The sequence below is a fragment of the Streptomyces sp. CLV115 genome (assembly GCF_038448545.1).
GTDB classification, from domain to species: domain Bacteria; phylum Actinomycetota; class Actinomycetes; order Streptomycetales; family Streptomycetaceae; genus Streptomyces; species Streptomyces sanglieri.
On the sequence record NZ_JBCEWQ010000045.1, the window covers coordinates 1 to 20087 of the forward strand.

Genomic DNA, 20087 nt, shown 5'->3' on the forward strand with positions numbered 1-20087 from the left:
GGGCGGGGGCGGCGTGGTGGTCGCCGCTGCCGCAACGGCCGGTGCCGCCTTCGCGTTCCGTACCGAGCGCAGTGCGCCGCGCAGCCGGTCCCTGGTGCCTTCGCCCTGCTCCGCGGGCTTGGGCGTCGTCGCCTTGGCGCGGGGTTCGTCGACCTTCCCGGGCAGTGCCATGACCTGGGTGGCGTCGGCGGGCGGCACCACCACCGGGTCCGGCTTCTCGGGGGCGTGGATCACGTCGTTGAGCAGGGCGCGGGCGCCCGCCTCGTCGAGCCGCTGCTCGGGGTCCTTGGCGAGCAGGCCGTATATGACCTCCTCCAGCGGACCGGCGTTCTTCGGCGGGTCGAGCGGCTCGGTCATCACCGCGGTCAGGGTGGCGATGGCCGAGCCCTTGTCGTACGGCGGGGAACCCTCGGTGCTGGCGTACAGCAGTCCGCCCAGCGACCAGAGGTCGGCGGGCGGCCCCGGCTTGTGGCCGCGGGCGCGCTCGGGCGAGATGTACGAGGGGGCGCCGACGAGCATGCCCGTGGAGGTGACCGAGGGGTCGCCCTCGACCTGGGCGATGCCGAAGTCGGTGAGCACGACCCGGCCGTCCTCGGCGATCAGCACGTTGGACGGCTTCACATCGCGGTGCAGGATGCCCTCGCGGTGCGCCGAGCGCAGCACGTCGAGGATGGCGAGGCCGACCTCGGCGGCGCGCCTCGGCGTCAGCACGCCGTCCTCACGCACCGCTTCGGCGAGGGACTTGCCCTCGATGAGCTCCATCACGATCCACGGCCGGTCGTCCTCGTCGACCACGTCGTAGACCGTCACCGCGCCGTTGTTGCGGATCCTGGCGATCGCCTTCGCCTCGCGCAGCGTGCGCGTGATGAGCCGGCGCTTCTCGTCCTCGTCGATGGCCGAGGGGAACCGCAGTTCCTTGACCGCGACCGTGCGGCCCAGCGTCTCGTCGACGGCACGCCAGACCGTGCCCATACCGCCCCGGCCGAGCACCTCCCCGAGCCGGTAACGCCCCGCAAGGAGACGCCCCTCCTTGTCCCGTTGGGGCTCCCGTGCCTGTTCCGCCTCCGACATGCGTCCCCTCTGCGATCAACCCGCCCTGGCAGAGCGTTCATTGTCCCTCACCCCGGCGCCGGTCATGGTGCCGGGTCCGCAGGCCCGTCATGATGTGCCCCGAGGAAGGGAATCCCCAGCCATGCCGATACTCAGGGCACTGTTCGCCGCCCCGTTGCTGCTGGCGCTGCTCGGCCTGGCGACAGTGCCCCTGCCCAGCGAACCACACCTCACCCCCGCTGCCACCTACCTCCCCCGGCTCGTCGCCGAGGGCCGGGCGCCGGCGGCGGCGCTGCTGGCTCACCGCTCCTCCACCGCACGGTACGACACCTTCCGCTCGACGGGCCCCGGTATCCGACGGGCGGACCGGTTCCGGGCGGGCAGCATCACCAAGACGTTCATTGCCACGGTCGTGCTCCAACTCGCCCGGGAACGAAGGCTGCACCTGACCGACACGGTCGAGCGGCTGCTGCCGGGGCTGGTGCGCGGCAACGGCAATGACGGCCGCCGCATCACCCTGCGCACCCTGCTCAGCCACACCAGCGGCCTCTACGACTACACCGGCGATCCGTCCGCCCACCCCCTCTCCCCCGCCGCGGCGGTCCGCGTCGCCCTGGCCCACCGCCCGACGAACGCCCCCGGCCGCTACGCCTACTCCAATACCAATTACGCCGTACTCGGACTCGTCGTTCAACGGGTCACCGGACACGGCTACGCCACCGAGATCCGCGACCGCCTCATCACCCCCCTCCGCCTCAAGGGCACTTCCCTCCCGGGCTCCCGGACCTCCCTGCCCGCCCCGCACGGCCGTGCCTACACCCGCGATCCGGCCGGCGGCGCCCTGCGCGACGTCACCGCGCTGGATCCCCGCACGGCGGGCCCGGCCGGCGAGCTGATCTCCACGCTCGACGATCTGAACCGCTTCTACGCGGCCCTGCTGGGCGGCCGTCTCCTCGCGCCCGCCCAGCAGGCGGCCCTGCTGAACACCGAGGCCACGCAGGGCGTCTACGGCCTGGGCATCTATCCGCAGAAGCTCTCCTGCGGCACCACGGTCTGGGGGCACAACGGCCATATCCCGGGCAGTTACGTCCGTACCGCCGCCACGCGTGACGGCCGGCACACCCTGACATACCGCGTCGACACGGACACCCTGGCCGACGCGGACACCCTCGAAGCCGCACTGCTCGAAGCGGAGTTCTGCCCCGCGGCCCCCGGGGAAAGGCCCTAGATCGGCACGATGTCCGGGGCCCCGAGCCGCGCCGCGTCCGCCGTGAGGTCGTCCGGCTGGCGCTGCGACTCCCGCTCCGCCTGCACCCGCTTCTCGTAGTGCTCGACCTCCCGGTCGATCTGGCCCTCGTCCCAGCCCAGCACCGGCGCCATCAGCTCCGCGCAGAGCCGGGCACTGCGCGTGCCCCGGTCGAAGGTCTCGATGGAGATCCGGGTCCGGCGGGTCAGTACGTCGTCGAGGTGGCGGGCCCCCTCGTGCGAGGCGGCGTAGACGATCTCGGCCTTCAGGTAGTCGTCCGCCGAGGGCAGCGGCTCGCCCAGCACCGGATCGGCGAGGATCAGTTCGAGCAGCTGCTCGGTCGCCGAGCCGTACCGGTTGAGCAGGTGCTCCACCCGGGCGACATGGAGCCCGGATCTGGCCGCGATCCTCGCCCTGGCGTTCCACATCGCCGGGTAGCCCTCCGCCCCCAGCAGGGGGATCTCCTCGGTGACGCAGGCCGCCACCCGCTGGTCGAGGCCGTGCACCGCCTCGTCCACGGCGTCCTTGGCCATCACCCGGTACGTCGTGTACTTGCCGCCCGCCACGACCACGAGGCCCGGCAGCGGGTGCGCCACCGTGTGCTCGCGCGAGAGCTTGCTGGTCGCGTCGGACTCGCCGGCCAGCAGCGGGCGCAGCCCGGCGTAGACGCCCTGGACGTCGTCCCGGCTCAGCGGCGTGGCCAGGACCGAATTGACGTGTTCGAGCAGGTAGTCGATGTCGGCGCTGGACGCCGCCGGATGCGCCTTGTCGAGATCCCAGTCGGTGTCCGTGGTCCCGATGATCCAGTGCCGTCCCCACGGGATGACGAAGAGGACGGACTTCTCGGTCCGCAGGATCAGGCCGGTCGAGGAGTGGATGCGGTCCTTGGGGACGACCAGGTGAATGCCCTTGGACGCCCGGACGTGGAACTGTCCGCGCTCCCCGATCAGCGACTGGGTGTCGTCCGTCCAGACCCCCGTCGCGTTGACCACCTGCTTGGCCCTGACCTCGTACTCGCCGCCCGCCTCGACGTCCTCCACCCGGGCGCCGACGACCCGCTCGCCCTCCCGGAGGAAGCCGATCACCCGCGCACGGTTGGCCACATGCGCCCCGTAACCGGCGGCGGTGCGCACCAGGGTCGCCACATAGCGCGCGTCGTCCATCTGCGCGTCGTAGTACTGCAACGCCCCGACCAGGGCGTCCTTCCGCAGCGCCGGGGCGACCCGCAGGGCCCGGCGGCGGGAGAGATGGCGGTGCACGGGCAGCCCGCGGCCGTGGCCCGAGGACACCGACATCGCGTCGTAGAGCGCCACGCCCGAACCTGCGTAGAGCCGCTCCCAGCCCTTGTGCTGCAACGGGTAGAGGAACGGCACCGGCTTCACCAGATGCGGGGCCAGCCGCTCCAGGAGCAGCCCGCGCTCCTTCAGCGCCTCGCGGACGAGCGCGAAGTCGAGCATCTCCAGATACCGCAGCCCGCCGTGGATCAGCTTGCTCGACCTGCTCGATGTGCCGGACGCCCAGTCGCGGGCCTCGACCAGGCCGGTCGAGAGCCCTCTCGTCGCCGCGTCCAGCGCCGTACCGGCGCCGACCACGCCCGCTCCCACGACCAGCACGTCCAGTTCGCGCTCGGCCATCGCGGCCAGCGCCTCGGCGCGCTCCGCAGGTCCCAGTGTCGCTGTCCTCACTGCTGCCTCCCGGGTAGATCGGGGTGGTCCGGCACGGGAATCGACCCGGCCCGGCGGGCGGTACGGCCCGTGCCCACCTCTCGATTCTGTCCGTCGTCCACGACTTCGGCCACCGCCTGTGGACAACACCAGGACGACAGGAGCCCGCAATGCGACATATAGGTCATATTTAAGCCTAGTGTTACATAGCGCTGTCCACAGCGGTTGCGCTTTCTGCCCTCATGGTCATAGCCCGACCGGGAAGGACGGCCCATCCACATGCCCGCAGACCTCGCAGTCATCGGACTCGGCCACCTCGGCCTGCCCCTCGCCCAGGCCGCCGTGGCCGCGGGCGTCCAGACCGTCGGCTACGACACCGACCCACGCGCCTGTACCGAACTCTCCGCGGGCCGCACCCCCGTCGAGGGATCGCTCACCGCCTCGGAGATCCGCCGGATGCTCTCGGGGGGCTTCCGGCCCACCACCAACCCGGCCGAACTGGGCCGGGTCCGTACCGCGGTGATCTGCGCGCCCACCCCCCTCGGCGCCGACCGCACCATCGACCTCAGCGCCGTCGGCGACGCGGCCCGCGCGCTCGCCGCCCGGCTGCGCCCGCACACCACCGTGCTGCTGGAATCGGCCGTGCCGCCCGGCACCACCGAGAACTACCTGCTGCCGCTGCTCGAAGAGGGCTCGGGACTGCGCGCCGGCCGCGACTTCCACCTGGCCTGCTCCCCCAGCCGCCTCGACCCCGGCAACCGGACCCACGTCCACTCCAACACCCCCAAGGTCATCGGCGGTCTCACCCCCGCCTGCACCGAGTCCGCCGCCGCCTTCTACGGCCGGCTCACCGACAAGGTCGTCCGGGCCCGCGGGCCGCGCGAGGCCGAGATGACCAAGGTCCTGGAGACCAACTTCCGGCATGTCAACATCGCCCTGGTCAATGAGATGGCGGTGCTCTGCCACGACCTCGGCGTCGATCTGTGGGACGTCATCCGCTGCGCCGAGACCAAGCCCTTCGGCTTCCAGCCGTTCCGCCCCGGGCCGGGCGTCGGCGGCCACGGCGCCCCCGTCGACCCCGGCTACCTCCCGTACAACAGCCGCACCCCCGGCCACCCCCTGCGGATGGTCTCGCTCGCCCAGGAGATCAACGGCCGGATGCCGCAGTACGTGATCCAGCGCTGCGCCACCCTGCTGAACGAGCACGGCAAGTCCGTCCGCGGCGCCCGGGTGCTGCTGCTCGGGGTCACCTACAAGCCCGACCTCGCCGACCAGGAGGGCTCCCCCGCCCGCGAGATCGCCACCCGGCTGATGGACATGGGTGCCCAGATCGGCTACCACGACCCGCACGTCCTGGACTGGCGGGTGCGCGAGCTCCCGGTCCCGCGCGCCGACTCGCTGTACGAGGCGGCGTCCAGCGCCGACCTCACGGTGCTGCTCCAGCACCACCGGACGTACGACCTCCAGGGCCTCGCCGTGAAGGCACAGCTCCTCCTGGACACCCGGGGAGCGACCCCGGCGGGGGCCGCACACCGGCTGTAGCACCTCTCCCCCGGGATTTCGGTAGGCGATGTCACAGGCTGCTGCTAGCCTGCGGCGTCACTTCTCGCACAATCGTGCGCATCCGTCCCAGGGGGAGTACCACCATGAGCCAGCCCGTGCCGCCGCCGAACCAGCCGCACGACGCCCAGCCCGGCGGCAACCCGTACGCGGGCCAGCAGCCCGGCGCCCAGCCCGGCAACCCCTTCGCCGGCCAGCAGCCCGGCGCCCAGCCCGGCGGCAACCCGTTCGCGGGCCAGCAGCCGGGCGCCCCGTTCGCCGGCGCGCCGTTCACCCCGCCGTCCCCGGTACGCAACAACATGGGCCTCGGCCTGGCCGCCGGCTTCGTCGCGGCCGTCGTCGCCGCGGCCGTCTACGGCGCCATCATCGGCGCCACCAAGCACGAGATCGGCTACGCGGCCGTCGGTGTCGGCTTCATCGTCGGCTTCGCGGCGGGCAAGGTCGGCGGCCGCAATCCCGTGCTGCCGGTCGTCAGCGCCGTCCTCTCGCTGGTCGCCGTCTACTTCGGCCAGCTGCTCGGCGAGGCGATGATCGCGGCCAAGGAGCTCCCGGTCACCGTCTCCGAGCTCTTCTTCGACCACTTCGGCCTGCTGAACGAGGCGTGGAAGGCCGACTCGAACTTCATCTCGTACGTCTTCTTCGCCGTCGCGGCGGTCGCCGCGTTCTCCGGCGCCAAGAAGGCCGCCGGCTAGGCCGTCGGCCGGTCACGGAAACACGCAGGAGGGCCCGGACCGCAGTGCGGTCCGGGCCCTCCTGTCATGTTCGTGACGCTCAGCGGCGGTGCTGCGAGTCCGCCACCGTGACCTCGACGCGCTGGAACTCCTTGAGGTCGCTGTAGCCCGTCGTCGCCATCGCCCGGCGCAGCGCGCCGAAGATGTTCATCGAGCCGTCGGGGGTGTGCGAAGGACCGGTGAGGACCTCCTCGGTGGTGCCGACCGAGCCCAGGTCCACCAGCTTGCCGCGCGGCACGTCCTCGTGGACGGCCTCCATGCCCCAGTGCCGGCCACGGCCCGGCGCGTCCGTAGCACGGGCCAGCGGGGAGCCCATCATCACGGCGTCCGCACCGCAGGCGATGGCCTTCGGCAGGTCGCCGGACCAGCCGACGCCGCCGTCCGCGATCACGTGCACGTACCGGCCGCCGGACTCGTCCATGTAGTCACGGCGGGCGCCGGCCACATCGGCGACCGCGGTCGCCATCGGCACCTGGATGCCGAAGACGTTGCGCGTGGTGTGCGCGGCGCCGCCGCCGAAGCCGACGAGGACACCGGCCGCACCGGTACGCATCAGGTGCAGGGCGGCGGTGTACGTGGCGCAGCCGCCGACGATCACCGGGACGTCCAGCTCGTAGATGAACTGCTTGAGGTTGAGCGGCTCGGCCGCACCCGAGACGTGCTCGGCGGAGACCGTCGTACCGCGGATGACGAAGATGTCCACACCCGCGTCGACGACGGCCTTGGAGAACTGCGCGGTGCGCTGCGGGGAGAGCGCGGCGGCGGTGACGACACCGGAGTCGCGCACCTCCTTGATGCGCTGCCCGATCAGCTCCTCCTGGATCGGCGCCGCGTAGATCTCCTGGAGGCGGCGGGTCGCCGACTCGACGGGCATCTCGGCGATCTCGTCGAGCAGCGGCTGCGGGTCGGCGTGCCGGGTCCACAGCCCTTCCAGGTTGAGGACGCCCAGGCCGCCGAGCTCGCCGATCCGGATGGCGTGCTGCGGGGAGACCACGGAGTCCATGGGAGCGGCCAGGAACGGCAGCTCGAATCGGTAGGCGTCGATCTGCCAGGCGATCGAGACCTCCTTCGGGTCACGGGTACGGCGGCTCGGAACGACGGCGATGTCGTCGAATGCGTACGCCCGGCGGCCGCGCTTGCCGCGCCCGATCTCGATCTCAGTCACGTGTGTGGCCTTTCCCTCTGCGTTTCAGCGCCTTCCAGTATCCCCGACATATGCGCCAGGGGCGGCCCCGGGAGTCCCGGGACCGCCCCTGGCCCTGTCGGCGGCTACTTGCTGCGGCTGTAGTTCGGTGCCTCGACCGTCATCTGGATGTCGTGCGGGTGGCTCTCCTTGAGCCCCGCGGACGTGATGCGGACGAAGCGGCCCTTGGTCTCCATCTCGTCGATGGAGGCGGCGCCCACGTAGCCCATGGTCTGCCGGAGCCCGCCGACGAGCTGGTGCAGCACGTTGCCCAGCGGGCCGCGGTAGGGCACCTGGCCCTCGATGCCCTCGGGCACGAGCTTGTCGTCCGAGGCCACGTCGGCCTGGAAGTAGCGGTCCTTGGAGTACGAGCGGCCCTGGCCGCGGGACTGCATCGCCCCGAGGGAACCCATGCCGCGGTACGACTTGAACTGCTTGCCGTTGATGAAGAGGAGCTCGCCGGGAGACTCCTCGCAGCCCGCGAGGAGGCTGCCCAGCATGACCGTGTCGGCACCGGCGGCGAGCGCCTTGCCGATGTCGCCGGAGTACTGCAGACCGCCGTCGCCGATGACCGGGACACCGGCCGCGCGGGCGGCGAGAGCGGCCTCGTAGATCGCGGTGACCTGCGGGACGCCGATGCCGGCGACCACACGCGTGGTGCAGATGGAGCCGGGGCCCACGCCGACCTTCACGCCGTCGACACCGGCGTCGATCAGGGCCTGCGCGCCGTCACGCGTCGCGACGTTGCCGCCGATGACGTCGACGCCGACGCTGGACTTGATCTTCGCCATCCAGTTGAGCGCGTTGCTGTTGTGTCCGTGCGAGGTGTCGACGATGAGGAAGTCCACGCCCGCGCCGGCCAGCGCCTGGGCGCGCTCCAGGGCCTCGGGGCTGGCGCCGACCGCCGCGCCGACGAGGAGCCGGCCCTCGGCGTCCTTCGCCGCGTTCGGGTACTGCTCGGCCTTCACGAAGTCCTTGACCGTGATCAGGCCCTTGAGGACGCCCGCGTCGTCGACCAGCGGAAGCTTCTCGATCTTGTGGCGGCGCAGCAGCTCCATGGCGTCGACGCCGGAGATGCCGACCTTGCCGGTCACGAGCGGCATCGGCGTCATGACCTCGCGCACCTGACGGCTGCGGTCGGACTCGAACGCCATGTCGCGGTTGGTGACGATGCCCAGCAGCTTGCCGGCCGGGTCGGTCACCGGGACGCCGCTGATGCGGAACTTGGCACACAGCGCGTCGGCCTCGGCCAGCGTCGCGTCCGGGTGCACGGTGATCGGATCGGTCACCATGCCGGACTCGGAGCGCTTCACGAGGTCGACCTGGTTGACCTGGTCCTCGATCGACAGGTTGCGGTGCAGCACACCTACGCCACCCTGCCGCGCCATGGCGATGGCCATGCGGGACTCGGTCACCTTGTCCATCGCTGCGGAGAGCAGCGGGATGTTCACGCGCACGTTGCGGGAGATACGGGACGAGGTGTCGACCGCGTTCGGCAGCACCTCGGATGCGCCGGGCAGCAGCAGCACGTCGTCGTATGTCAGCCCGAGCGTCGCGAATTTCTCGGGCACTCCGTCGACGTTTGCAGTCATGACACCTTCCCCAAATGGCCTTGATCGGTGCGGATGTCCATGCTAACGGCCTCCGGGGGTGTCTCATTCCACGAGCAAGATCACCCAGAGGTTCTGTAGTTTCGTACGGAAACCTCGTACCGAACCCCGCTCGCGTCCGCGACCGCCTCCGCTCACTGCTCCGCGAGGGCCCGCAGCCTGCTCAGGGCCCGGTGCTGGGCGACCCGGACGGCGCCCGGCGACATGCCCAGCAGCTGTCCGGTCTCCTCGGCGGTGAGCCCGACGGCGACCCGCAGGACCAGCAGCTCGCGCTGGTTCTCCGGAAGGTTGGCGAGGAGCTTCTTCGCCCAGGCGGCATCGCTGCTGAGCAGGGCGCGCTCCTCGGGCCCGAGCGAATCGTCCGGCCGCTCGGGCATCTCGTCGGACGGCACGGCCGTCGATCCCGGGTGCCGCATGGCGGCGCGCTGGAGATCGGCGACCTTGTGGCCCGCGATGGCGAAGACGAAGGCCTCGAAGGGCCTGCCCGTGTCCTTGTAACGCGGCAGCGCCATCAGCACCGCGACACAGACCTCCTGCGCCAGGTCCTCCACGAAGTGGCGGGCATCACCCGGCAGGCGGCTCAGCCGGGACCTGCAGTAGCGCAGCGCGAGGGGGTGGACATGGGCCAGCAGATCATGGGTGGCCTGCGCGTCGCCCTCGACGGCACGGTGCACCAGGGCACCGATCGCCGTCGTCTCGTCGTCGCGCATCGGACCATGGTGCCTCGGAGCCGCGTCATCCGTGCTGCCGCGTCCGTAGTTGTGCACCGAAGCGTTATGAGCGGGTGCGCCGGAAGTCATGTCCTGCGCCCTCCCCTTCCGCTCGACCGAATCGTTCCCGAGGAACTCCACATCTCAAGGATGCGGCATCGGCCGGGAAGCGTCACATACCGTCGGCCCGACGGGCTCCGCCGGTGGGGCGGAGCCTGCCTTGCGCATGTCGGTCACGTCGCCCCGTCCGCCGCTGCGCGGACGGGGAGTCGATCGACTGCCGGCCACTGCCGGCCCTCAGCGGACCAGGCCCCAGCGGAAACCGAGAGCGACGGCGTGCGCCCGGTCCGAGGCTCCGAGTTTCTTGAACAGGCGCCTGGCGTGCGTCTTCACCGTGTCCTCGGAGAGGAACAGCTCACGGCCGATCTCGGCGTTCGAACGGCCGTGGCTCATTCCTTCGAGCACCTGGATCTCACGCGCGGTGAGCGTCGGCGCCGCACCCATCTCGGCCGACCGCAGCCGGCGCGGGGCGAGCCGCCACGTCGGATCGGCCAGCGCCTGGGTGACGGTGGCGCGCAGCTCCGCGCGGGAGGCGTCCTTGTGCAGATAGCCGCGGGCACCGGCGGCGACCGCGAGCGCGACACCGTCCAGGTCCTCGGCGACGGTCAGCATGATGATCCTGGCGCCGGGGTCGGCGGAGAGCAGCCGCCGGACCGTCTCCACACCCCCGAGACCGGGCATGCGTACGTCCATCAGAATCAGATCCGAACGGTCGGCGCCCCAGCGGCGAAGGACTTCCTCGCCGTTGGCCGCCGTCGTCACCCGCTCCACGCCGGGCACGGTCGCGACCGCGCGACGAAGCGCTTCTCGGGCAAGCGGGGAGTCGTCGCAGACGAGGACGGATGTCATGACCGTCCTCCGAAGCCGATGCGCGTCACCTTGAGCCTCCAGGCTGTTACAAGTCGTCACCTGTGCGGTTGACACTCTCGGACACCTGCCCGATCGCTTTTTCCGTCAACCGCCTCCGCCCTCTCAACGACGGTCACTCGAAAGAGTTACGGGTCGGGGAACCGGGTTCGGCACTCTACGTGAGGGGGCGCACACGGAGGAGAACGACGCGGATCATCCAATCATCAACCGAAACTTCACATGAAGGTATGCCCCATTTAGCGGGTTTTCTTCCCTTTTGCTGGTGTCTGTGGATAGATTCGCAATCAGTCATATTTACATCTGCTTACACCGTAGATGTACGGTCGTGGGCACGGTCGATGACGGACGACAACGACGTTTCCGACTCAGCATGGTTTCGAGGGGACAAGCAATGGCAGATTTCTCCCGCCTACCCGGACCCAACGCCGATCTGTGGGACTGGCAACTGCTGGCGGCCTGCCGAGGGGTCGACAGCTCACTGTTCTTCCACCCGGAGGGTGAGCGCGGGGCGGCCCGGAGCGCCCGCGAGAACTCGGCGAAAGAGGTCTGCATGCGGTGCCCGGTACGCGCCGAGTGCGCGGCGCACGCCCTGGCGGTCCGTGAGCCCTACGGAGTGTGGGGCGGACTGACCGAGGACGAGCGCGAGGAGCTCATGGGACGCGCCCGCAGCCGGCTGATCGCGGCCGCGGCGCCGTCGGGTGTGCCGTCCCCGTCCGGGCACGGCTGATCCCAGCGCCTCGCACGGCAACAACAGAAACGTTTCCGCCTTGAGGGTGGTACGCACCCGGCCGCACCGAACGGCCGGGCCACAGGCAGGCCCTCAGCGGGAGGCCGCCAGGGACAGCCGGTCCAGGGTGGCCGCCACCGCCGGGACCTGGGCCAGGTCCGGCAGGGTCAGCGCGACGATCTCGCGCTCGATGGCCGGCTCCACCGTCACGGTGCGTGCCCCCTTGGGGCGCACCGACTCGATCGCCAGCTCCGGCAGCACGGCCACCCCGAGTCCGGCACCGACCAGGCCGACCACCGCCGGGTAGTCGTCGGTGGCGAAGTCGATCCGGGGTGTGAAGCCCGACGCCTCGCAGACCTCCACGAGCTGGCGGCGACAGCGCGGGCAGCCCGCGATCCAGGACTCCTCGGCCAGCTCGGCGATGTCCACCGCGGCGGCGTGCGTCAGCCGGTGCCCCTCGGGGACCAGGCCGATCAGCCGGTCGGTGAGCAGCGGGCGCACCACCAGGTCGTCCCATTCGGTGCCGGAGGCGCCGTAACGGAACGCCAGTGCGATGTCGCAGTCGCCCTCGCGCAGCATCTCGACGGAGCGCGGCGGCTCGGCCTCCACCAGCGAGACCTGGGTTCCGGGGTGGGCCGCGCGCAGTGCGGCGAGGGCGCCGGGGACCAGGGTGGAGCTGCCGCTGGGGAACGAGACGAGCCGGACCCGGCCGGCCCGCAGCCCGGCGATGGCGGCGACCTCCTCCTCGGCGGCGGTCAGACCGGCGAGGATGCCGGAGGCGTGGCGGACCAGGGCCTCACCGGCCTGGGTGAGCCGCATCTCGCGTCCGGTACGGATCAGCAGCGTGGTGCCCGCCGAAGCCTCCAGGGCCTTCATCTGCTGGCTGACCGCGGGCTGGGTGCAGCCCAGTTCCCGGGCGGCGGCGGAGAACGAGCCGGTGGCGGCCACGGCGCGCAGGACACGGAGATGACGGGCTTCGATCACCCTTCAACCATAAGCGACTCTTGGACCAGTGGCGCATTATTGCCGCACATCTTTGGGTGCGGAGTGGTTAGCGTTCTCGGTATGACGTCCATGGAACCGACCGGGCCGATGCGGCTGCTCACCGTGAACACGGGGCGCCCGAAGGCCGTCCCCTACACCGACGCCCCCGGAGGCACGACCGGCATCGACAAGCGGCCTGCCGAGGGGCCGGTGCATGTCACCGACCCCGGACCCAAGGGCGTCGGCGGCAGCGGTCTGGACGGGGACTCGGTGTGCGATCTGCGCCATCACGGCGGCTCCGACCAGGCGGTGTACGCCTTCGCCCGCGAGGAGCTCGACGCGTGGGAGAGGGAGCTCGGCCGGCCGCTGGCCAATGGCGCGTTCGGCGAGAACCTGACGACCCGTGGGGTCGATGTGAGCGGTGCGCGGATCGGTGAACGCTGGCGGATCGGCGCCGATCTGGTGCTGGAGGTGACGTCGGGCCGGATCCCGTGCCGTACGTTCGCCGGTCATGTCGGCGAGGAGCGCTGGGTCAGGAGGTTCACCCGTGCGGCGGCCCCGGGCGCCTATCTGCGGGTGATCGAGCCGGGCACGGTCCGGGCCGGGGATCCGGTCGCGATCGTGCACCGCCCGGACCACGACGTGACCGTGCGGATGGAGTTCCTGGCCGCCACCACGCGGCGGGACCTGCTGCCGGGGCTCCTCGTGGCGGCGGACGCGCTGCATCCCGAGACGCTGCGGGCCGCCCTGAAGTACGCCGGAAAGCCGGCGGTGGACGGCTGATCGCCGCGTGCCGGACAGGTACTAACGTGCCGCGTATGACGACTGCACTGATTACGGGCGCGACCGCGGGGATCGGTGCCGCCTTCGCGCGGCGGCTCGCGGCGGACGGGCACAACCTGGTGCTGGTGGCGCGCGACACCGAGCGGCTGCGCGAGCAGGCGACGGAGCTGCACGACCGGCACGGCATCGAGGCCGAGGTACTGAGGGCCGATCTGTCCGAGGACGAGGGGATCGCCTCGGTCGAGGACCGGTTGACGGACCGTCGGCACCCGGTGGACCTGCTGGTCAACAATGCCGGGTTCGGCAACAAGGGCCACTATCTGGACGTGCCCATGGCCGATGAGCTGAAGATGCTGAAGGTGCACTGCGAGGCGGTGCTGCGGCTGACCTCGGCGGCGGCGGCCGGAATGCGGGAGCGCGGCCGGGGCGGTGTGGTCAACGTGGCCTCGGTGGCCGCGTTCGTGCCGCGCGGGACGTACGGCGCGTCCAAGGCGTGGGTCGTGCAGTTCACCCAGGGCGCGGCGAAGGACATGGCCGGTACGGGTGTCCGGCTGATGGCGCTGTGCCCCGGGTTCGTGCGGACGGAGTTCCACCAGCGGGCCGGGATGGGGACCGGCAACATCCCGGGCTGGATGTGGCTCGACGCGGACAAGCTGGTGGCGACGGCCCTGGCGGACCTGGCGCGCGGCAGGTCGGTCTCGGTCCCGGATCCTCGGTACAAGGCGCTGATGGGGGTCGTGAAGGTGACGCCGCGCGGCCTGCTCGGAGGGATGACCTCCAAGACAGGCCGCAAGTACGGTCCTCAGTGAGCGGCCGGTTACCGCACCCCGCGGCCCGCGTAGGCGCCGATGTTGGGAGCGCCGGGCTTGATCCGGTTGCCGAAGTAGTCCTTGCCGCCGTTGTTCTCGATGACGGCTCCGGCGGCGAGGGCGGGCGAGCCGGCGCCGAGCCGGAAGTCGGCCCGGAGCTTCGGGTCCGCGGTGATGCCGCCGGGGTTCGGGCGGGTCATGTCGATGCCGTAGAAGGCGTTGTGGTCGAAGGAGAGCCCGGGGGTCGGGTTCTTGAAGGCGTAGCCGCCGGTGCCCTCGCTCACGAAGACGTTGTTGCGGATGGCCAGTTCGTGCTGGGTGGTGGCGGGGCTGCCGGCGTCGTCCTGGACGAGGTAGCCGGGGATCTGCTCCTTGTTGTGGAAGGTGTTGTTGTAGATCTCGGTGCCCAGGATCGGGCCCCAGCAGTTCTGGACGAGGCGGGCGCCGTCGTTGCTGCTGACGTTGTACCGGGCGACCGTGCCGATGGTCTTGGCGCCGCTGTACGGGCAGATCAGCAGGAAGCCGCCCTTGTTGTCGTGGCTGTAGTTGTACTGGAAGACGGTGTTCTGGGAGGCGCCGTCGGCGTCGAAGGACATTCCGTCGTGGGTGTTGCCGCCGCCGGAGACCTCGTTGTACTCGACGGTGGTGTCGTCGGTGTTGAAGGTCCAGATGCCCGCGTTGGCGGAGGGCGAGCGGAGCTGGAAGCCGTCGACCCGGTTGTGGTCGACCCGGGCGCCGCTGGTGGTGTCGAGCTTCATCCCGTCGCCGGCCAGGGACTTCAGCGTGTTGTGGTGGATGCGGACGCCGGTGCTGGGCGTCCACTCCCCCGGGTAGACGTTCGGGTCCTGCTGCTGGCCGACCAGATCGCGCTTGGAGAAGGTCGACTTGAAGTAGATGCCCTCGCGGTCGACGTCCTCGATGCGGTTGTTGCCGATGTCCAGGCCGTCGTACCAGCTGGCCTTCGCCGTGCCCTCGACGGCGATGTGGATCGCGCTGGAGCCGGAGACCGTCTTGTAGTCGCCGCCGCGCACGTCGTGGATGTAGAGGCCGGAGATGTCGAAGCCGCGGGCGACGCCGTAGTCGGTGAGGCGGAGGCGGACGCCGTTGCGCTCGCTGCCGGGGTTGTCGGCGTTGGTGATCTCCAGCGCCTTGAGGTGCACGTACTGGGTGTTGGCGAGCAGGACGACGTCGTGGGCGCCCGCGCCGTCGAGCCTGGCGCGGGCCGGGCCGTTGCCGTAGTCGGCGATGGTGAACGGGGCGCGGGCGGAGCCGGTGCCGGTGGGGGCGAGGGTGCCGGTGCAGGTGGCGCCGCGCTTGAACAGGAGCCGGTCGCCGGGACCGTAGGTGTGCGCGTTGGCCTCGGCGAGCGAGGTCCAGGGGTGCTGCTTGCTGCCGGTGGCACCGGCCGGGTCCGCGGCGCAGTCGACGTGGAAGGTGCGGCCGGCCGGCGCGGCCTGCGCGGCGGTCTGGCTCGCGACGGTCAGGCAGCCTGCGGCGGTCAGGGCCACGAGCGCCGCAGCGGTGAGGCGATGTCTCACAATTCCTCCGTACGAACAGTCAGGATCGGGCGAACAGTCGGGGTCGGGACGGGGACGAGTCCGCATCGCCGGGAATCCTGGACTTGGATTGATCGAACGTCAATGGATTGCGTTTGAATGATCGAAACTCCCATCGTTCGATCACGTTGGTCTAGGGTCGGAAGAAGGGCCCCGGCGCCGGCCGGACCGGGGGCCGGGGCCACCACACTGCGAGGGGACTGCCGCCGTGCGCGAAAGTGCTGCTGAACGTCATGACCGCCTGCTCGGGCTGGTACGGGAACGGGGTTCGGCCCGGGTCTCGGACCTGGCCTCGCTGCTGGGCGTCTCGCCCGTCACGGCGCGCCGGGACGTGGAGGAGCTGGCCGGCCGCGGCCTGCTCGACCGGGTCCACGGTTCGGTGTCCTGGCCGCAGGAAGCCGCCCCGGGCGCCGCAGCCGGTCCCGGGGCGGGCGGCGGCGGGCTGGTCCTCGGCATGCTCGCGCCCTCGTCGACCTACTACTTCGCCGAGGTCATCCGCGGTGCCCACGAGGCCGCCGCGAAGGCCGGGGCCAGACTGATACTGCGGATCTCCGACTACCGGCCGCAGGAGGACCACGCCCGCACCGAGGGCCTGCTCTCCGCGGGCGCCGAGGGGCTGCTGGTCGCGCCCGGCTGGCAGGACCCGGGCGACCCCGCCGCGTTCGGCGACTGGATCACCTCGCTGCCCGTGCCGACCGTCCTGCTGGAGCGCAGGCCCACCGCGGGCTCCCCGCTGGACGGCCTGGACCGGGTCTGCTCGGACCACGCGCACGGCGTGCTGCTGGCGGTGCGCCACCTGGTGGACCTCGGACACGGGGCACCGCTGCTGATGGCCCGCGCGGACTCCCCGACCGCCGTCGCGGTGCGGTCCGGGTACCGGGAGGCGCTGGATGTGCTCGGGCTGCGCGCGCCGCAGGACGTGATCGATTCCGTACCGGCCGAACTCGCCCCGGACGCCTTCGAGGAGGCCGTGCAGGCGCTGCGCGAGGCGGTGCTCTCGGGGGTGGCCACGGCGGCCCTGATCCACAACGACGTGGACGCGATCCAGGTGGTGCAGCGCCTGGCCGAACTGGGCGTGCGGGTGCCGCAGGACCTGGCCCTGATCGCCTACGACGACGAGGTGGCGGCCCTCGCGGACACCCCGCTCACCGCGGTGGCGCCGCCCAAGCGCGAGGTGGGCCGGCACGCCACGGAGCTGCTGGTGGAACGGCTGGGACAGAGCGAGGGCGCTCCCCGGCGCCATCTGACGCTGCTGCCGCAGCTGAGGGTCAGGGAATCGTGCGGGGCGCGCCTCGGCCAGGCGTTTTCGCCGCTTCCGTGCCCGATTCCGCAGGGTATCCCACGTACGTCCGAACATAACTAATCTGATCTTTTTTCGATCAATCGATCTTTCGCTCTTGACTTCGGTCACGACTGGTCCAAGGATCACGGCCAACGCCAATGTCGCCGCCAGTTCAGGAGCCTCGCTGTGAGCCGCAGTCCGAGCAGAACGTCCCTCGCCGTTGTCGGCACCGCCACCGCCCTCGCCCTTCTCACGGCCTGTGGCGGCGGCGACGACGACTCCGCAGCCACCGGAACCGACGGCAAGCCCGTCAGCATCACCTTCTGGGGCTGGGCCAAGGGGTCCAAGGAGGTCGTTGACGCGTTCAACGCCTCGCACAAGAACATCAAGGTGGTGTACGAGGAGATCCCGTCCGGCAACGCGGGCGGCTACGCCAAGATCTCCAACGCGGTCAAGGCCGGCAACGCGCCCGACCTGGTCTCCATCGAGTACCCGCAGCTTCCGGAGTACGTCAGCCAGGGCGCGCTCCAGGACATCGGTGAGTACTTCACCGAGGACATCCGCAAGAAGCTGCTGCCGCAGGCGGTCGAACTGACGACGCTCGGCGGCAAGAACTGGGCCGTTCCGTTCGACGCCTCGCCGCAGTCCTTCTACTACCGCAAGGACCTGTTCGAGAAGTACGGCGTCGAGGTCCCCAAGACCTGGGACGAGTTCCGCAAGGCCGCCGAGAAGGTCAAGAAGGCCGACAAGAAGGCCCGGATCGGCACCTTCTTCCCCGACGACCCGACCACGTTCCAGGCGATGGCCTGGCAGGCCGGCGCCCAGTGGTACAAGCCCGAGGGCGACACCTGGAAGGTCAGCACCGCCGACGCGGCCACCAACAAGGTCGCCGACTACTGGCAGGGTCTGCTCGACGACGACCTGATCCGCGCCAACGCCTCGTTCAGCCCCGAGTGGACCAACTCCCTCAAGAACGGCGGCACGGTCGGTTACCTCGGCGCCGCCTGGGGCGCGGGTGTCCTCAAGGGCACGCTGCCCGAGCAGAGCGGCAAGTGGGCCGTCGCCCCGATGCCCAGCTGGGACGGCAAGCCCGCCAGCGGCATGCTCGGCGGCTCCACCTTCGCGGTGACCAAGACCAGCAAGAAGGCGAAGGCCGCGGTCGAGTTCGCCACCTGGATGTCGACCACCGAGGACGGCATCAAGGCCCGCATCGAGTCCGGCACTTCGAGCGCCTTCCCGGCCGCGGCTGACCTGCGCCCGGTGGCCAAGAAGTCCTTCGACGCCGGCTTCTACGGCGGCGAGGACATCTACCAGGTCTTCGAGGGCGCCGCGACGTCGATCGGCCAGAACTGGAACTGGGGCCCGACCACCGGCACCACGAACACCACCATGAAGGACCAGTTCGGCAAGGTCGCCAGCGGTGGCACCACCATCAAGGACGCCGTGAAGGCCGGGCACGACGCCACGGTCGCCGAGCTGAAGAAGCGCGGACTGAAGGTCGAGGACGCAGGCTGATGAAGCGCGCCCGGACGACCAGAGCCGCCGCCATCCTGCTGGGGCCCTTCTTCGTACTGTTCACCGTGGCCATGCTGCTGCCGATCGGTTACGCGGTCTGGCTCAGCCTGTTCACCGAGAAGCAGTCCGGCCTGGGCTTCGGCGGCACCGAGACCGTGTTCAGCGGACTCGACAACTACACGGCGGCCCTGGGCGACCGGGCGTTCCGCGAGGGCTTCGGCGTACTCCTCGGATACTGCCTGTTCTACATTCCGCTGCTGCTCATCGGGGCCCTCGCCCTCGCCCTGCTGCTGGACTCCGCGCTGGCCCGCGCCCGCCGGTTCTTCCAGCTCGCGCTCTTCCTGCCGCACGCCGTGCCCGGCATCATCGCCGCGCTGATCTGGGTGTACCTCTACACACCGCAGCTCAGCCCGGTGGTCAGCGCCATGGAGTCCGGCGGGATCGGCTTCGACTTCTTCTCCCCCGAAGGCGCCCTTCCCTCCATCGTCAACATCGCCCTGTGGGAGTGGCTCGGCTACAACATGGTGATCTTCTATGCCGCGTTGCAGGCGATCGACCGCTCCGTGCTCGAAGCGGCGACGGTCGACGGGGCCGGAGCCTGGCGCGTCGCGCTCAGCATCAAGGTTCCGCTGATCCGCGCCTCCGTCGTGATGGTCGCGCTGTTCACGGTCATCGGCTCGCTCCAGCTGTTCACCGAGCCGCTGATCCTCAACAAGGGGACCGGCTCCGCCGTCACCTCCACCTGGACGCCGAACATGTACGCGTACACCGCGGCCTTCGAGCGCAACGACTACGGTCTCGCCGCGGCCGCCTCCATCCTGCTGGCGCTCACGGCCGCGCTGCTGTCCTTCGTCGTCACCCGCTTCACCGGCCGGAAGGGCAAGAAAGCATGAACTCCCCCGCCTCCCGCAGCCGCTGGATGTCGAAGACCGCCGTCAACGGCTTTCTCGTGCTCGCCGTCGTCTACATGCTCTTCCCCCTCGTCTGGCTGGTCACCGCCGCCACGAAGGACACCGGCGGTCTGCTCGCGGGCAACGCCTTCTCCTTCGAGGGCTTCAACCTCGGCGAGAACCTGTCGAACCTGGCCTCCTACGGCGACGGAATCTACTTCCGCTGGTACCTCAACAGCCTCATGTACGCGGGCGGCGGGGCGATCGTCTGCTCGCTGATCTGCGTCGCCGCGGGATACGCCTTCGACAAGTACGAGTTCCGGGGCAAGGAGAAGCTGTTCGGCCTCGTGCTGATGGGCGTGCTGGTGCCCACCACGGCGCTCGCCCTGCCGATGTATCTCCTGGCCTCCAAGACCGGCCTGGTCAACACCTACTGGTCCGTGCTGATCCCGGTACTGGTCAACCCGTTCGGCGTGTATCTCGCCCGGGTGTTCAGCACCGGCTACATACCGAACGAGGCCCTGGAGGCCGCCCGTATCGACGGAGCCGGCGAGCTGCGCGTCTTCTGGTCCATCGGACTGCGCATGGTCATGCCGGGCTTCGTGACGGTCTTCCTCTTCCAGTTCACCGCGATCTGGAACAACTTCTTCCTCCCCCTCGTGATGCTCTCGGACCGCAAGCTCTTCCCGCTGAGCCTCGGTCTGTACTCCTGGAACACCAACACCCACGGCGAGCCGAGCTTCTACCCGCTCGTCGTCACCGGGTCGCTCCTCGCCGTCATCCCCCTGATCGTCGCCTTCGTCTCGCTGCAGCGGCACTGGAAGGCCGGACTGACCGCCGGCAGCGTCAAGTGACCT

Annotated in this window: 18 protein-coding genes; 10 read left to right on the forward strand and 8 right to left on the reverse strand. The window is 70.4% G+C overall.

Annotated features, from left to right (window positions below; all coding sequences use genetic code 11):
• Positions 1 to 1071, reverse strand: a 1071-nt coding sequence (locus AADR41_RS17575; protein ID WP_342282355.1) for a serine/threonine-protein kinase, incomplete at its 3' end; no start/stop codon positions are given.
• Between the two features lie 121 nt (positions 1072 to 1192).
• On the opposite strand from AADR41_RS17575, the gene AADR41_RS17580 reads away from it, so the two are divergent.
• A complete protein-coding gene (locus AADR41_RS17580; protein WP_342282356.1) occupies positions 1193 to 2278 on the forward strand; it encodes a serine hydrolase domain-containing protein in 1086 nt (361 codons plus the stop codon).
• On the opposite strand, the gene AADR41_RS17585 is transcribed toward AADR41_RS17580, so the two are convergent.
• Positions 2275 to 3981 (reverse strand): glycerol-3-phosphate dehydrogenase/oxidase, encoded by a 1707-nt coding sequence (locus tag AADR41_RS17585; protein WP_342282357.1) that lies wholly within the window; start codon positions 3979 to 3981, stop codon positions 2275 to 2277. The genes AADR41_RS17580 and AADR41_RS17585 overlap by 4 nt on opposite strands.
• 258 nt (positions 3982 to 4239) lie before the next feature.
• Between AADR41_RS17585 and AADR41_RS17590 the strand changes: the two genes are divergently transcribed.
• Both AADR41_RS17590 and AADR41_RS17595 read left to right on the forward strand, forming a co-directional pair.
• Positions 4240 to 5502: a nucleotide sugar dehydrogenase gene (locus AADR41_RS17590; RefSeq protein WP_342282358.1), complete on the forward strand. Its 1263-nt coding sequence runs from the start codon at positions 4240 to 4242 to the stop codon at positions 5500 to 5502.
• A 104-nt stretch (positions 5503 to 5606) separates the two neighbouring features.
• Positions 5607 to 6212, forward strand: coding sequence for a hypothetical protein (locus AADR41_RS17595; protein ID WP_342282359.1), 606 nt, complete (start codon positions 5607 to 5609; stop codon positions 6210 to 6212).
• 79 nt (positions 6213 to 6291) lie between these two features.
• Here the strand turns inward: AADR41_RS17595 and AADR41_RS17600 are convergent, their stop codons facing one another.
• From AADR41_RS17600 to AADR41_RS17615, 4 genes are all read right to left on the reverse strand, one after another.
• Positions 6292 to 7416 (reverse strand): GuaB3 family IMP dehydrogenase-related protein, encoded by a 1125-nt coding sequence (locus tag AADR41_RS17600; RefSeq protein ID WP_003966886.1) that lies wholly within the window; start codon positions 7414 to 7416, stop codon positions 6292 to 6294.
• A 104-nt stretch (positions 7417 to 7520) separates the two neighbouring features.
• Positions 7521 to 9026, reverse strand: a complete 1506-nt coding sequence (gene guaB, locus AADR41_RS17605) for an IMP dehydrogenase (RefSeq protein WP_124716890.1) — start codon at positions 9024 to 9026, stop codon at positions 7521 to 7523.
• Positions 9027 to 9178: 152 nt separating this feature from the next.
• Complete coding sequence (locus tag AADR41_RS17610) at positions 9179 to 9754, reverse strand: sigma-70 family RNA polymerase sigma factor (RefSeq protein WP_259932496.1); 576 nt, start codon at positions 9752 to 9754, stop codon at positions 9179 to 9181.
• 297 nt (positions 9755 to 10051) lie between these two features.
• Positions 10052 to 10663, reverse strand: a complete 612-nt coding sequence (locus AADR41_RS17615) for a response regulator transcription factor (RefSeq protein ID WP_003948568.1) — start codon at positions 10661 to 10663, stop codon at positions 10052 to 10054.
• Positions 10664 to 11075: 412 nt separating this feature from the next.
• On the opposite strand from AADR41_RS17615, the gene AADR41_RS17620 reads away from it, so the two are divergent.
• Positions 11076 to 11411 (forward strand): WhiB family transcriptional regulator, encoded by a 336-nt coding sequence (locus AADR41_RS17620; RefSeq protein WP_124716892.1) that lies wholly within the window; start codon positions 11076 to 11078, stop codon positions 11409 to 11411.
• A gap of 93 nt (positions 11412 to 11504) precedes the next feature.
• Here AADR41_RS17620 and AADR41_RS17625 read toward each other — a convergent pair whose 3' ends face one another.
• Positions 11505 to 12395, reverse strand: a complete 891-nt coding sequence (locus tag AADR41_RS17625) for a LysR family transcriptional regulator (RefSeq protein WP_342282360.1) — start codon at positions 12393 to 12395, stop codon at positions 11505 to 11507.
• Between the two features lie 108 nt (positions 12396 to 12503).
• Between AADR41_RS17625 and AADR41_RS17630 the strand changes: the two genes are divergently transcribed.
• Complete coding sequence (locus AADR41_RS17630) at positions 12504 to 13178, forward strand: MOSC domain-containing protein (protein ID WP_342282394.1); 675 nt, start codon at positions 12504 to 12506, stop codon at positions 13176 to 13178.
• A gap of 35 nt (positions 13179 to 13213) precedes the next feature.
• Entirely contained in the window at positions 13214 to 13987 is a 774-nt protein-coding gene (locus AADR41_RS17635) for an SDR family NAD(P)-dependent oxidoreductase (protein ID WP_342282361.1), read from the forward strand.
• Positions 13988 to 13995: 8 nt separating this feature from the next.
• Here AADR41_RS17635 and AADR41_RS17640 read toward each other — a convergent pair whose 3' ends face one another.
• The gene (locus AADR41_RS17640; protein ID WP_342282362.1) at positions 13996 to 15525 is read right to left on the reverse strand and encodes a right-handed parallel beta-helix repeat-containing protein; all 1530 of its coding nucleotides are present in this window, start codon (positions 15523 to 15525) and stop codon (positions 13996 to 13998) included.
• Positions 15526 to 15751: 226 nt separating this feature from the next.
• Between AADR41_RS17640 and AADR41_RS17645 the strand changes: the two genes are divergently transcribed.
• The 4 genes from AADR41_RS17645 to AADR41_RS17660 all read left to right on the forward strand — a co-directional run bounded on the left by AADR41_RS17645 (position 15752) and on the right by AADR41_RS17660 (position 20084).
• The gene (locus AADR41_RS17645) at positions 15752 to 16906 is read left to right on the forward strand and encodes a substrate-binding domain-containing protein (protein ID WP_342282363.1); all 1155 of its coding nucleotides are present in this window, start codon (positions 15752 to 15754) and stop codon (positions 16904 to 16906) included.
• A gap of 105 nt (positions 16907 to 17011) precedes the next feature.
• Positions 17012 to 18340, forward strand: a complete 1329-nt coding sequence (locus tag AADR41_RS17650; protein ID WP_342282364.1) for an ABC transporter substrate-binding protein — start codon at positions 17012 to 17014, stop codon at positions 18338 to 18340.
• Positions 18340 to 19233, forward strand: coding sequence for a carbohydrate ABC transporter permease (locus AADR41_RS17655; protein ID WP_124716898.1), 894 nt, complete (start codon positions 18340 to 18342; stop codon positions 19231 to 19233). The genes AADR41_RS17650 and AADR41_RS17655 overlap by 1 nt, the downstream gene beginning before the upstream one ends.
• The gene (locus AADR41_RS17660) at positions 19230 to 20084 is read left to right on the forward strand and encodes a carbohydrate ABC transporter permease (protein WP_124716899.1); all 855 of its coding nucleotides are present in this window, start codon (positions 19230 to 19232) and stop codon (positions 20082 to 20084) included. The genes AADR41_RS17655 and AADR41_RS17660 overlap by 4 nt, the downstream gene beginning before the upstream one ends.
• The last annotated feature ends 3 nt before the right edge of the window (positions 20085 to 20087 follow it).